The 13,798-nt window shown below is 46.0% G+C and carries 13 protein-coding genes; 6 read left to right on the plus strand and 7 right to left on the minus strand.

The annotated features are described in order from the left end of the window. Window positions 1–36: 36 nt before the first annotated feature. Both ACXAGL_RS09840 and ACXAGL_RS09845 read right to left on the minus strand, forming a co-directional pair. Window positions 37–717 carry a response regulator gene (locus ACXAGL_RS09840; protein ID WP_474967289.1) on the minus strand — a complete coding sequence of 227 codons (681 nt, stop codon included), beginning with the start codon at window positions 715–717 and terminating at the stop codon, window positions 37–39. Then, window positions 714–2,318, minus strand: coding sequence for a sensor histidine kinase (locus ACXAGL_RS09845; protein ID WP_474967290.1), 1,605 nt, complete (start codon window positions 2,316–2,318; stop codon window positions 714–716). The genes ACXAGL_RS09840 and ACXAGL_RS09845 overlap by 4 nt, the downstream gene beginning before the upstream one ends. A 154-nt stretch (window positions 2,319–2,472) precedes the next feature. On the opposite strand from ACXAGL_RS09845, the gene ACXAGL_RS09850 reads away from it, so the two are divergent. Together ACXAGL_RS09850 and xylE are read left to right on the plus strand one after the other, a co-directional pair. Then, on the plus strand, window positions 2,473–2,658 hold the full coding sequence (locus tag ACXAGL_RS09850; RefSeq protein ID WP_474967291.1) for a hypothetical protein: 186 nt from the start codon (window positions 2,473–2,475) through the stop codon (window positions 2,656–2,658). A 397-nt stretch (window positions 2,659–3,055) separates the two neighbouring features. Continuing rightward, on the plus strand, window positions 3,056–4,513 hold the full coding sequence (gene xylE / locus ACXAGL_RS09855) for a D-xylose transporter XylE (protein ID WP_474990989.1): 1,458 nt from the start codon (window positions 3,056–3,058) through the stop codon (window positions 4,511–4,513). Window positions 4,514–4,598: 85 nt separating this feature from the next. Here the strand turns inward: xylE and ppdK are convergent, their stop codons facing one another. Both ppdK and ACXAGL_RS09865 read right to left on the minus strand, forming a co-directional pair. Continuing rightward, a complete protein-coding gene (ppdK, locus tag ACXAGL_RS09860; protein ID WP_474990991.1) occupies window positions 4,599–7,262 on the minus strand; it encodes a pyruvate, phosphate dikinase in 2,664 nt (887 codons plus the stop codon). After that, window positions 7,262–8,080 carry a pyruvate, water dikinase regulatory protein gene (locus ACXAGL_RS09865; protein ID WP_474967293.1) on the minus strand — a complete coding sequence of 273 codons (819 nt, stop codon included), beginning with the start codon at window positions 8,078–8,080 and terminating at the stop codon, window positions 7,262–7,264. Before ACXAGL_RS09865 ends, ppdK begins: the two co-directional genes overlap by 1 nt. A 450-nt stretch (window positions 8,081–8,530) precedes the next feature. Here ACXAGL_RS09865 and ACXAGL_RS09870 point away from each other — a divergent pair, with 450 nt between their 5' ends. The 4 genes from ACXAGL_RS09870 to arsC all read left to right on the plus strand — a co-directional run bounded on the left by ACXAGL_RS09870 (window position 8,531) and on the right by arsC (window position 11,092). Beyond that, on the plus strand, window positions 8,531–8,788 hold the full coding sequence (locus tag ACXAGL_RS09870) for a helix-turn-helix domain-containing protein (protein ID WP_474990993.1): 258 nt from the start codon (window positions 8,531–8,533) through the stop codon (window positions 8,786–8,788). A 200-nt stretch (window positions 8,789–8,988) separates the two neighbouring features. Then, window positions 8,989–9,333, plus strand: a complete 345-nt coding sequence (locus ACXAGL_RS09875; RefSeq protein WP_474990995.1) for an ArsR/SmtB family transcription factor — start codon at window positions 8,989–8,991, stop codon at window positions 9,331–9,333. Between the two features lie 18 nt (window positions 9,334–9,351). Continuing rightward, window positions 9,352–10,641, plus strand: a complete 1,290-nt coding sequence (locus tag ACXAGL_RS09880) for an arsenic transporter (protein WP_474990997.1) — start codon at window positions 9,352–9,354, stop codon at window positions 10,639–10,641. 28 nt (window positions 10,642–10,669) lie between these two features. Then, window positions 10,670–11,092, plus strand: coding sequence for an arsenate reductase (thioredoxin) (gene arsC / locus ACXAGL_RS09885; protein WP_474967297.1), 423 nt, complete (start codon window positions 10,670–10,672; stop codon window positions 11,090–11,092). Window positions 11,093–11,132: 40 nt separating this feature from the next. Here arsC and ACXAGL_RS09890 read toward each other — a convergent pair whose 3' ends face one another. From ACXAGL_RS09890 to ACXAGL_RS09900, 3 genes are all read right to left on the minus strand, one after another. Next, the gene (locus tag ACXAGL_RS09890; protein ID WP_474967298.1) at window positions 11,133–12,317 is read right to left on the minus strand and encodes a macrolide family glycosyltransferase; all 1,185 of its coding nucleotides are present in this window, start codon (window positions 12,315–12,317) and stop codon (window positions 11,133–11,135) included. Between the two features lie 193 nt (window positions 12,318–12,510). Further along, window positions 12,511–12,669: a DUF1540 domain-containing protein gene (locus tag ACXAGL_RS09895; RefSeq protein ID WP_160839461.1), complete on the minus strand. Its 159-nt coding sequence runs from the start codon at window positions 12,667–12,669 to the stop codon at window positions 12,511–12,513. 144 nt (window positions 12,670–12,813) lie between these two features. Beyond that, complete coding sequence (locus ACXAGL_RS09900) at window positions 12,814–13,629, minus strand: alpha/beta fold hydrolase (protein WP_474967299.1); 816 nt, start codon at window positions 13,627–13,629, stop codon at window positions 12,814–12,816. Window positions 13,630–13,798: the final 169 nt, after the last annotated feature.

Below are 13,798 nucleotides of genomic sequence, written 5' to 3' on the forward strand. Positions count from 1 at the left end.
GTTTTTAATACTTAAAAAACATTTTGTTCATTAAATTCACGAAGAAGTTTTAGAATAATATCTACGTTCCGGGCGTCCTACAATTCCATAAACCTGCTCCACCGCCGCTTCTTCCGTTCCTACAAGATATTCCAGGTACCTTCGGGCTGTTGTCCTGGAGGCGCCGATTCTATCACCGGCCTTCTCAGATGTGATTCCAGCCTGTTCCTCTTCTAAAATCGCTTTAATTTTACTTAATGTTCTTCCATCAATACCTGTGGGGAGGGAAGTGGTTTCGGATTTTTTATGTTCTGTTCGAAAGACTTGATGAAGAAGGTTTTCATCCACTTCGTCTATTTCCTTCAACATCTGTTTTTTCTTTTGATATCTGTTCATGGATGTTGTGAATTGCTCAAGCGTGACCGGTTTAATTAGGTAGTCCTGAACCCCATAGTGAATAGCTCTTTCTAGAAAACTTTTCTGCGTAGCAGCTGTAATCATGATGATATCGACAGAAGGCTGGATTTCACGAATCTTATGTAAGAGATCTGTGCCTAGTACATCCGGCATATATACGTCTAATAGAATGAGGTCGACATGGGTTTGATTCAGCAGGGTCAGTGTCTCTTCAGCATTTAAAGCCTTTCCGATCAAAGACATTTCCTCTATTTTATCTATGAAATTCTCGTGGATCTGGGCTACTCGAAAGTCATCTTCAGCAATTAGTACATGTATCATGTGGATGCTCCTTTCATGGTTTTAGGTAAAATGATCGAGATAACGGTCCCTTTATAAGGTTCACTGGTGAGCTCAATAGATCCGCGGAGTTTTTCAAGTTCTTCTTTAACGCTGGCTAAGCCAAGGCCTCGATTCCCCCCTTTAGAGGAGTAGCCTTTTTCAAAGATATGCTCTACTTTTTCTTCAGGTATCCCGCTTCCAGTGTCCTCGATTTCAAAAACAATATCCTTCCCCAAATCTGTAACAAAAAAAGTGACCTGCTTTTCAGGCTCATTGGCTACAGCTTCAAATGCATTGTTTATGATGTTCCCAAGAATCGTAATCATTGGGGACAAAGGGATGTGGGGAGGGAGTACATCCAGGGAGCTTCCTTCTTCAATTTGGAAGTTTATTTTTTTCTCTGATGCCTTCGCAAATTTCCCAAGAAGGATAGCCTGTATCTTTTCGTCTAGAATGTCTTTAAAAAATACGTCGGAGACTTGTTTTTGATCATTAGCTTCTTCTTTAATGAGCTTGATCGCATCTTCGTATTTTTCAAGCTGGATCAGACCCATAATAACGTACAGTCTGCTCGTATATTCATGAGCCTGTGCTCTCAAATCTTCTGAGTATTGACGTACATCAGAGAGGGCATCAACCATTTCCTTAATTTCTGTTTTATCTCTTAAGCTCACCACCGTACCAGTCCGGCGTCCCTCTTCAATGATTGGACTGCTGTTAACGATGACTGTTTTGTTTTTATATTCCAATTCCTCATTGATGAGTCCCTTCTCAGAGCTCAACAGGCGCAGGAGTTCCGGAGACTGAATCATATGCTTGATTGATCGTCCTTTCATTTCCCCCTGTACATTCAGTAAGTTTTTAGCAGATACATTGATCAACGTAATTTTTCCTGCATGGTCAAAGGCAATCAATCCTTCCTTCACCGACTGCACAATTGCATTGCGTTCCCTGAATAACGCAGATATTTCGAACGGTTCGAGGCCGAGAGTGTCTTTACGGATACTTCTGGCCAGTAAAAAACTACCTGCGATTCCTAGTAAAAATACAGAGGCAGAAAGGGATACCATGTTCTTCATATCTGTCTTGATCTCGTTGTAGATGGAATTCATTTGGAACTCTACAGCAACAGCGCCTTCTACTTTTTTGTAGTCCTCATAATCCACCACAATAGGTGCGAAGGCTTTTAGTGTCTGAGTGTCGCCTTGACTAGTAGTTAATAAGTAGCGGCTGCCAAACACGACAGTCTTATAATAGTCTTCCTGTACCACTGTCCTCGTTTCCGTGTTCCCGGCATAGCTGTAAAGACGGCCGTCTCGATCCACGAGTTTAACCGCATCTGCACCTATCTCGTCTTTCATTTGTTCGACTATGTTATTGAGGTTTTCTGACGTTCGATTACGCTTAAATGCTTCTTGAACGACAGGGATAAGAGAAAGCGTCCTGGCTGACTGAAGAGCAAGATCTTCTGCATTCTCCACATCCTCCCGGGATTCCATCGATGTGAATAGGAAAGTGGTTAAACTTAATACCAGGAGAATGAGAACGATAACCAAGCCGAGAATTTTCACTTGCAGGGAAACTCGAAAAAGCTTTTTCATATGTAATCCTCCATATAAAGGGAATATAAGGTCTATTGTAGCAACAATTCAGTGTATTTTAACGAAAGTTTTGAAAATTAAACGGCAACAGTTTTTGTCCATGAAAAAGAATTTTGTGGTAATATCTTACTGTATTAGGAAATGAGGTGTAGCTTTGACCAAACAAAAATGGGGAATCCTATTTGTCGTGGCAAGTGCAGCCACAATGGTAATCAACTTGATCTACTTCAGGTCAGGGAACTATTATGACGTTATCCGTATCCTTTCCTATGCGGTGTTCATCACAGGGACCCTTATGATTCCTACTTATTCGAGAGCTGAAAAAAAGACGGATTCCTAAACAAAAGGGATTCGTTTTTTTGTTATATGTAAACGATCACAACCGTGCGTTCTCCGTAAAGAACTAAACTTTTTATAAATGTTATAAATTTATTATAAATTCTAAAATAGCAACCAATAGTAAAATTTTTCTAAGTATTATATATCCCAGGCGTGCGGGCACATCCAGCGTATAAAAGATTCTATTGTAAACCCTTTCATTTTGCGGGGGATGTTTTAAAAGTTGTGATTCAGAGAAATGTACAGCTAAGATTTCACATTTACCTAATTATAGAAGTTATCAGACTGAAGGAGGGAATAGGAGTATTCGATAGATAATCCATATGGAATGGATTTCATTTTATTCAGGTTCAGACTGTTAGATTAATCGAAATTTTAAGAGAGGATGTTCCAAGCAGATGAAACGAAGTCGGACGTACATTATATTCTTATCTGTGATTGCAGCGTTGGGAGGGCTGCTGTTCGGCTATGATACAGCTGTTATCTCTGGTGCAGAACAGTCTCTGGAAGTCTACTTCATAGATAGTTTAGGATTGAGTAAATTATTTCAAGGGTTGACGGTTTCCAGTGCTTTGATTGGTTGTATTGCTGGTGGATTGATGAGCGGGATGATTTCCGATCGGATTGGACGGAGGAATTCACTGATCGTTGCGGCTGTCCTGTTTTTCTTTTCCGCACTCCTTTCCAGTTCACCGGAGTTTTTATTCTTTACTAAAGGTGAACCGACCATGGGTCTTTTCATTATGTTCAATATTTATAGAATCATTGGTGGTATCGGCGTAGGGCTTGCATCCGGACTGGGGCCGTTGTATATCAGTGAAACGGCACCGGCGAAAATCCGAGGGAAGCTGGTCACTCTGTATAACCTCGCGATTATTTTCGGGATGCTGGTTGTATACATTATTAACTGGAGAATCGTTGCAGGACAAAGTATGAGCTGGATCAATGATATTGGTTGGAGGTATATGTTTGCTTCAGAAGCTATACCGGCTCTGTTGTTCTTCGGATTATTGTTCCTCGTACCGGAGACGCCGCGTTATCTGGTTATGAAAAATAAGGATAAAAAAGCGATGAATATTCTTAAGAAAGTGAACGGCTCTGAAGAAGCGGCTCGGGAGATTTATAAAAATATCAGACAGGCCGTTGACAAGCTTGATAAGACGAAAACGAGCATCTTCTCTTATGGTAAATTGGTCGTCTCTGTAGGACTGCTGCTGGCAATCGCTCAACAATTCGTCGGAATCAACGTTATCCTTTATTACGCGCCGCGTATTTTCGCCAACATGGGTGCATCTTCAGACAGCTCCATGCTGCAGACGATCATGATTGGTGTTGTAAACTTCATCTTCGTCCTGATTGCTCTTATGTTCGTTGAAAAAGTTGGTCGTAAGCGACTGCTTCTTATCGGTTCTGTCGGAATGGCAGTGGGGATGTTCGGCATTGCTGCCCTGTCATTCGCCGGATCGATGGGCATTGGCGCACTGATTTCCATCCTGGTGTTTGTGGCATTTTACAACTTATCTTTCGGTCCGTTGACATGGGTGCTCGCATCAGAACTATTCCCGAACAAAATCCGTGGGCAGGTCATGGCTTTGACCGTTGCGGTGAACTGGGGAAGTAACCTGCTCGTGTCAACGACGTTCCCGACTCTTCTTGAATTGGGTGCAGGCTTCACGTATGGTCTCTACGGCCTGATGTGTGTTCTATCCTTTGCTTTCGTCTGGAAGCTCGTTCCGGAAACGAAAGGGAAGACACTCGAAGAAATCGAGCAGTACTGGCTCAGTAAACAGCAGAAGAAAAAGCAAACCAAAGGAATCGGTGTGAAGAAGCTGAGCGGGAAAAAGGTATCCTGGTAATTTCATAGAAAAAGGACGCTGAACAAACACCTCGGAGGGGCGGTTCAGCGTCCTTTCTTTTGTGGAAAATATCTTGATTCTTCTATTATTGATACTGCGGAACGTGGAGTGAATGACGAACGGATGCCTGAGCTGCTGCCAGCCGGGCGGAAGGGACCCGGAAAGGGGAGCAGCTGACATAATCCATCCCAAGGTTAAAGCAGAACTGGATGGATGTCTTTTCGCCACCGTGTTCTCCGCAGATGCCGGTTTTTAAAGATGGTTTCGTCTGACGGCCCAGCTTCACGCCGCTTTCTACCAATTTCCCGACGCCATCCTGATCCAGTGATACGAATGGATTTTGCGGAAGGACATCGTTTTCGACGTAATGGTGGAGGAATTTCCCTTCTGCGTCATCCCGGCTGAACCCGAATGTGGTCTGGGTCAAGTCGTTCGTTCCAAAGGAGAAAAAGTCGGCTTCCTGTGCGACCTGGTCGGCCGTTAACGCGGCTCTCGGCGTTTCAATCATCGTTCCGATCGAGTATTGAAACGCCTCTCCTTCCTGCTCTTCCACCTGCCGGCTGATGTTCAGGACGAGTCGGCGCATGTCTTTCAGTTCGTTGACATGGGTTACTAAAGGAATCATGATTTCGGGGATGACCGTGATTCCTTTTTTCATAACATTGGCCGCGGCCTGGAAGACAGCTCTGACCTGCATTTCATAGATTTCAGGGTGGATCATGCCAAGACGACAGCCGCGGTGGCCGAGCATTGGATTGGATTCCTCCAGAAGCCGCACTTTACGCAGCATGTTTTTCTTCGTCTGCAGTTCCTCCGCGTCAGGGTTCGTGCAGGAAAGTCTTGTGACATCTACGAGCAGCTCTTCCTTATCAGGGAGGAATTCGTGTAGCGGTGGATCCAACAAGCGGATCGTAATTGGATGTCCCTGCATCACTTCAAAGATTTTCTCGTAATCTTCCTGCTGCATCGGCAGCAGCTTATCCAATGCTTCATTCCGTTCCATGTTCGTTTCAGACAAAATCATATCCTGCACCGTCGGCAGCCGGGAGGCGTCCATGAACATGTGCTCGGTCCGGCACAACCCGATTCCGTCGGCCCCGAACTCCAAGGCTTTGGCAGCATCGACGGGATTGTCGGCGTTGGCCCGCACCCCCATCTGAGCTTCCTCGTCCGCCCATTGGAGGAGAAGCTGGAATTCATCGGATAGTTCCGGCTCAATCATTGGGATATTTCCTGCGAAAATCTCACCAGTGGCTCCGTCGATGGTCATCAGGTCGCCATAATGGATTGTGACAGATCCTGCTGTAAATTGTCCGGCTTCCAAGTCAATTTTGATGGAGTCGCACCCACAGATACAGGCTTTTCCCATCCCTCTGGCGACAACGGCCGCATGACTTGTCATACCGCCGCGGCTCGTTACGACGGCCTGGGCTGCTACGATGCCGTGAATATCATCTGGTGTCGTGTCCGGACGGACGAGGATGACCTTCTTTCCGTTTCCGGCCAGTTCTTCGGCTTCATCGGCATCAAAAACGACCTGTCCGGAGGCAGCGCCCGGGGAAGCCGGCAGTCCTTTGGCAATCTGTGTCTTCCCATGCCCCGGGTCAATCCGGTGGTGGAGAAGCTGGTGGAGCTGATCGGGGTCGACACGTAACAGCGCCTCACGCTTATTCATAATCTTTTCCTCTACCATTTCAACAGCCATTCTAATGGCCGCCTGAGCCGTCCGCTTACCTGTCCGGGTCTGAAGGATGAACAGGTTTCCGCGTTCCACCGTGAATTCGATATCCTGCATATCTTTATAATGATTTTCTAACAGATTACACGTGTCCACCAGCTGTTGATAGACTTCCGGCATGTCGTTGTGCAGACTTGCGATGGGCTGAGGGGTGCGGATGCCGGCGACCACATCCTCGCCCTGAGCGTTGATCAAGTATTCTCCATACAACTCAGATTCTCCGGTGGACGGATTGCGGGTGAACGCTACACCTGTACCGGAATCTTCGCCCGTGTTTCCGAACACCATACTCTGCACATTCACGGCTGTGCCCAGGTGACCTGGAATCTGATGGAGGCGGCGGTATAAAATGGCGCGTTGATTGTTCCAGGAGTCGAAGACAGCACGGATGGTGAGAAACAACTGTTCTTTCGGGTCCTCCGGAAAGAACCGGTCCGTCTGCGTGCGTACGATGGTTTTGAATTCTTCGATCATTCCTTTCCAATCTTCAGCGGTGATTTGTGTATCGGATGTGTATCCTTTTGTAGAACGAACGTTTTCAAGACGCTGCTCAAAATGGTAGTGGTCCACTTTTAACACAACATTACTGAACATTTGAATGAAGCGGCGGTAGGAGTCATAGGCGAAACGAGGGTTGCCGGTCAGTTCGGCCATGCCTTTGACCGTGTCATCATTCATTCCCAGGTTCAAAACAGTGTCCATCATCCCGGGCATTGAATGGACTGCGCCGGAACGGACAGAGACGAGGAGGGGATTCGATGGACTGCCCAACTCCTTACCCGTGGTCTCCTCCAGTTTTTTCAGTGCATCCAGAACCTGATCCTCAACTTCTTCTGGAAGCTGCTGTCCGGAGTCGTAGTAGGAGCGGCATGTATCCGTCGTAATCGTAAACCCGTAGGGCACCGGCAGACCGATCTTCGTCATTTCGGCCAGATTGGCTCCTTTTCCACCCAATAATTCTTTCCCTGCATGTTTAAGCTGATCGAACATGAAAACAAACGTCTTATCCATCACGCAAAACTCCCCCTCTTGTTATAGAGATCTAAAATAATATCAGCGGTTTCTTCGATGGCTTTGTTGGACACATCGATAATGGGACAGCCGATACGTTTCATAATATTTTGAGCGTATTCCAGTTCAGTCAGGATCCGGTTCAGAGACGCATAATTAGCAGGACCGGTAAGGCCGAGGTTTTTCAAGCGTTCTTTACGGATGTCGTTCAACTTCTCAGGAGTAATGATCAGGCCGATGCATTTGATTCCCGGAATTGAAAAAAGTTCCGGTGGTGGCGGAATCTCCGGAATCAGCGGGACATTGGCCGTTTTAATTTTCTTATTGGCTAAATACATCGATAGAGGAGTCTTGGATGTCCGGGAAACACCGACGAGAACAAGGTCTGCCTGGTTCAGGCCTCTGGCTTCCTGCCCGTCATCGTATTTCACAGCGAATTCAATTGCTTCAATTCTTTTGAAATAGTCTTCGTCCAGTTTTCTGATCTGTCCAGGTTCACAGGTGGGTTCCATTTGAAACTTTTGAGAAAACACATCCATGAGCGGATTCATCAAATCGACAACTGTAAGGCCTTCTTCTTCCCCTCGTTGATCCAAGTACTGCTTGAGAGCAGGGGTCACGATCGTGTAGGCGATGATGGAAGGGTTGTATTTGGCTAATGTGATGACATTATTCATTTCCTGATGATCCTGTACATAGGAAAAATGCTTGATGATGATGTCCTGTCCGGTGAATTGGCTCATAATTGTCTTGATCATAAGATCAGCGGATTCACCTGCGGAGTCCGATACGATGTACACAGTCATTTGTTTAGTCACAAGACCTCTCCCTGTTTGTTTTTGTGATGGCCGCAAAACCCGTGGGTGTACGAGTGATTTCGCCGTTCTTTTCGAGAATGCGACTTATTATGACACACTAATTAAGTATTTAGTGTTAATGTGACATACTATTTATGACTAGTATATTATCACCATTCCTACGGAGTTACAATAGGAAGATTCATAAAACGGTCAGACTCCAATAGGATTGAAAGTCATGACAGATGTGTTTTATTTAGTCTTATTCGACTATGTGACTCCAGTCAGCCCTCCGTTTTGATAAAAGGATTTCGTTCTAAACCAACCCCTTCGGCACATAGTGAATGTCGAAGGGGTTTTTCTATAGAAGTTCCTTCTTAACTCAATATTTACTTTCTATATATATTGAGTTAACATATTCTCATTAACTTATAAGTATATACTTATATAACTATTTTAAGGAGGCTGTATATGGTAACTCAAAAACCTTGTGAGGGATATGGGGTGGAATTACAGCAGAGAAGAAAAGGAATGGGCATGAGTGTAGAAGAGTTGGCCTGGGTTCTTGGTACAGATGCTGCTTCTGTTGAACGCCTCGAAAAAGAGGTGCTTTATCCATCATCATCCTTTATCCGGAGAATCGCTGATGGATTGAACATGGATGTCACTGAAGCTGAAGAGCGTATTTGGTGCGATCATCCCGGACAGTGCGGGATGGAAAGATCATGACGATTCCTGTTTATTCCCTCCTGTTTTTATGGTCTGTTCTGATAGTCAGCTATTTGCTGCTGCGCTTTGCCGGCAGGCCCGTCCGGTCGAAATATATGGAGGACATGTGGCACCCATGGAAGCATAATGAAAAGGAGAGGGGTTAATTTTATGTTGCAAATATAAGCATATACTTATACACTGATGGTTGAGGTGATGGTATGGAGAAAACGATAATGACGTTGGAAGAAGCCGCAAAAACGTTGAAGCTTCTTGGAGATAAAACCCGGTTGACGATCGTTGGACTGTTGAAAGATGGCGAATGCTGTGTCTGCGAATTTGTAGATGTACTCGATATGAGCCAGCCCTCTGTCAGTCAGCATCTAAGGAAACTCCGGGACGCGGGCTTGGTGAAGGAACAGCGGAAAGGTCAGTGGATCTTTTATTCCTTGAACACCAGTCATGAGACCTACCCGATTATTGAGGAAGTTTTGAATCAAATACCTGATCAAAAAGAAAAGTTAATCGCATTGGAAAAAGCGGGCAGACGCATCCAGTGTGACTAGTAGGAGGATTGTTCGGATTTGGCATGGATAGCAACGATTATATTTATACTTACCCTGATCTTTGTCATCTGGCAGCCTAAAAATCTGGGGATTGGATGGTCCGCCTGTGCGGGTGCCATACTTGCTCTGATTTTTGGTGTCGTTGATTTTCAGGATGTTCTCGCTGTGACGGATATCGTCTGGAACGCCACCCTTGCGTTCGTGGCAATTATCATCATATCGTTGATTTTGGATGAGATCGGCTTTTTCGAATGGGCGGCGCTCCATATGGCGCGTGCTGCTAAAGGAAATGGCCGGCGCATGTTTATTTATGTCACCCTGCTTGGTGCAGTTGTGGCTGCTTTGTTTGCCAACGACGGGGCGGCGTTGATTTTGACGCCGATTGTCCTGGCAATGGTACGAAATTTGAACTTCAAGGAAGCGATGGTTCTTCCGTTTATTATGGCAAGTGGATTTATTGCAGATACGACTTCACTGCCGCTGATTGTCAGTAACCTCGTCAACATTGTTTCTGCGGACTTTTTCGACATTGGTTTTATTGAATACGCCTCCCGTATGGTTGTACCGAACTTGTTTTCCTTAGCGGCCAGTATCCTCGTTTTATTCTTGTTTTTCCGTAAGAGTATTCCGGGGCAGTATGATCTGGCTCAGCTGAAGAAGCCTGTGGATGCGATCCAGGATCATAAAATGTTCCGCTTATCGTGGGCCGTTCTGGTGGTTCTGTTAGTTGGATACTTCGCGAGTGAGCCGCTCGGTATTCCAGTATCGATTATTGCTGGCATTGTGGCCATTTTCTTCTTGTTAATGGCGCGCAGAAGTGCCGCTGTAAAAACAGGAGAAGTCATCAAAGGAGCCCCATGGGCCATCGTTTTCTTCTCGGTTGGGATGTATGTCGTTGTCTACGGCCTGCGTAACGCCGGCTTGACGGACGTCCTGGCTGATGTGATTCAGGCCACAGCGGACCAAGGCTTGTTTGTCGGTACTGTATCAATGGGATTCATTGCGGCAATCCTGTCATCCATTATGAATAACATGCCGACAGTGATGATTGATGCCCTGGCGATTGCTGAGACGAATACAACGGGAACGATGAGAGAAGCCTTGATCTATGCCAACGTCATCGGTTCCGACCTTGGACCGAAGATAACCCCGATCGGCTCCCTGGCCACCTTATTATGGCTTCACGTCCTTTCAACAAAAGGTGTGAAAATCTCATGGGGCTATTACTTTAAGATCGGAATCATCCTTACCGTTCCCACCTTATTCATTACATTAGCCGGTCTCTATGTATGGCTGCTCATCTTATAACGACCATTTAAAAAAGGAGAAATGCTTTATGTCTAACAAACCAGTCATTTACTTTCTATGCACAGGAAATTCCTGCCGCAGTCAAATGGCGGAAGGATTCGGAAAAGAATACCTGGGAGAGGAATTTGATGTCCGCTCAGCTGGTATCGAAGCTCATGGCTTGAACCCGAATGCTGTGAAAGCGATGAATGAAGTGGATATTGATATCAGTGGCCAAGAGTCTGAAATCATTGATAACGATGTCCTTACTAACGCAGCTTATGCAATCACCCTCTGTGGTGATGCCAATGATAAATGTCCGATGACACCTCCTCACGTCACACGTTTCCACTGGGGCTTCGATGACCCGGCGAAAGCGGAAGGGACAGAGGAAGAAAAATGGGCGGTATTCCAGCGTGTCCGTGATGAGATTGCTGACCGCATCAAGACATTTGCCGAAGAGAAAAAATAAGAACGAGAAAAGCCGGGACTTCTTTTGAGTCCCGGCTTTTTTATATCCTTTGTTCCAGGTATCGATCGATTACGGCGAGAGCTTCCTGCGGGCCGCCGCAGTGATCAAAACTTTCCTTAATCTTCCGGATGCCTTCCTGGTAGGTTCCATCATTCACGACTTGATCCACTCCTTGGTGCAGGGTTTCTTCCGATACGTCTCCAGGGAAAATCGGATAACCGGCATGCAGCTCCGCAAGCCTCGCTGCCACCATGGGCTGATCTTTATCACGAGGAAGAACAACCATCGGAACTTCCTTATCAATGGCTTCATTCACGCTGTTCATCCCACCATGGGTTAAAAAGACATCCGTGTGTTCCAGCACGTCAAGCTGAGGAACGTAGGACCGGATGATAAAATTTTCCGGAGCCGCATTGATTTTATTAAAATCTGCAAAAGATCCGGCCGCAATGACTACTTTTCCATCAAAGTCGGCAAAAGCGTCGATGCATTGGTTGAAAAACTCTTCCACTTGATCGAGAACGGTCCCCATCGAGATGTACAGCACTTTTTCATTTTTTAAATCTTGTAGAGGGAAGTCATGGGTGCCCTTCCGTTCAGGAAAACTTGGCCCGATAAAGTGGTTTTCCTTACCAAATTCGTCTAATTGAGGCTGAAAGTAAGCACTGGTGTAGACCATCGTCCGCTCTCCTTGATTATGCATGAATTGAAGCATGGGCGATGGCGCTACTCCGAATTCCTGTTTCATTGTTTCCATCAGCTGCCTGTTTTTATCGCTGTACTCCATTGTACCGGTGTTCTCCGGATGAAGAGGAAGACGTTTGCGGTAATCTTCAGGAATCAGGAATGAGGCGGATGATGAGAAGCCTGGAATGTGCAGGTAGTCTCTGACGAGTTCGCCCGCTCCGAAAGAATCATAGTAAACAAAATCGAAGGAGATCTCTTCCGCAAGCTGCTTCGTTATCGATAAAATATCGAGAGACGTCTGCAGCATGATGTTCATGAAAAATTGGATCCCTTCTTCTGAAGTAGGATCAACACCGCCGATGAGCAGGTGGTCCTCATGTAGATAGACGTTAGCCCCTACACCTTCAAGCCGGGATTTATATTTTTCAGTAGTTATGTAGTGGACGTTGTCCCCACGGTCGGCAAAGGCCTTCGCAACACCTAGGCTCGGGTTTACGTGCCCCTCTGCGGGAACATTGATCATCAGGATATCAGCCATTGTTCGTCACCTCTTTATGAATTGTGAGTCAACACTCACGTTTCATGATAAAGGGATGTGAAGCTTTGGGGAACCATCTTGTTTATAAATGGGAGGAAAGTGGGAGAGGGATCCGTGGAGTGAAAATGATTCTTTTTATCAGTAGGGTGGAAAAAAAGAGCAGCCGTGAAGGCCACTGGGAATGGAGAGACCGTTACGCTTCTTTTGCTTCAAATGTCCGGCAGTCGGTTTCTTCCTGAGAGGAAGCGGTACGTCCGGATTCGCTGACGATGGAGATGGCAGGAGCTCCGCATTTTTCCCCACCTTCATTATGGATGCAGTTGTTCACTTCACAAAGGACTTCCAAAGCCATTCGTTTTCACCTCCCTGTAAGTTATAAATCTATACCCTCATTTCTTAACGAGTACACAACATCTTGTCCATAATAGATTTATATGATAGAAAACGACCTCTATGACACAGGAGGCCGCTTTTGATAAACCATAAAGGTTTTTTGTCACGTTTGTTTATGGAGGAAGGCTTCCAGGAGCGTATTGAATCTTCCCGGGTGTTCCCAGAACATCAGGTGACCTCCGAGTACATCAATCCCTGCTTCCGGAGCCAGCTTGTTTAAGTAAGGGCGGGCCGTGGCGCTCCAGTGTTCAGCAATGACATACAAGGTCGGAATCTGTTGACTTCCTGAAGCAGCTTCCTCCCGATAGTCTGAAAACAGGCCGGATGAAAACAGGTTGGCTGCGATGTAATAGGGGGTGGTGAGGGACTGCTCCACCAGCCACGACAGCTCCTCCTCTGTTAAATCTCTCTGGACCATCACCCCGTTCGCATAGGCGGAAATGAAATCCCGCTGTCCCTTAGGGTTATGGAGATAGTTGGTATAGGCAGCCGCCATATCATCAAGTTTTCCTTCCACCCAGTCCTGATTTTCATGGAGAGATAAGGATTTTGGCGGCATATCAATAAAAACCTGCCCTTTTATTCCTTCTGCGCCGAACTGGCGGATGTATTCCCATACGGTGAGACATCCGAACGACCAGCCGATCAACGTGGGGTTCTCGATTTTTAACGCTTGTAAGACTTTCTTCAGGTCGGTTCCATGCGTGACGTAGTCGTTGCCATGAACCGTCATTGTCGAGCGCCCATGACTTCTCGGATCGATGACAATCGTCCGGTGCGTTTTTGAAAAATGATCCACCTGCCTGGAGAAAACCTCTGTCGTAAAAGTAAATCCCGGTATAAAAACGAGGACGTCTCCCGCTCCGTGATCTTCAACATACAACTCGACACCCGGCTCCACTTCAATATACGTTTTCATGCTCCACCTCCGAAGGTTGTTAACTTATTCTATTCATATCAACCGATTCCCATTTCTTTGAACCGTCCTACTAAAAAACGACAGGCTGAACGCCTGTCGTCGGATTTTAGAGTAAAAGTGTTTCTCATCTAATGGAGCTGCGATGGTCACGTTTCGCTAATCGGTGAAT

It is taken from the genome of Halobacillus sp. ABA4_118, assembly GCF_056160205.1.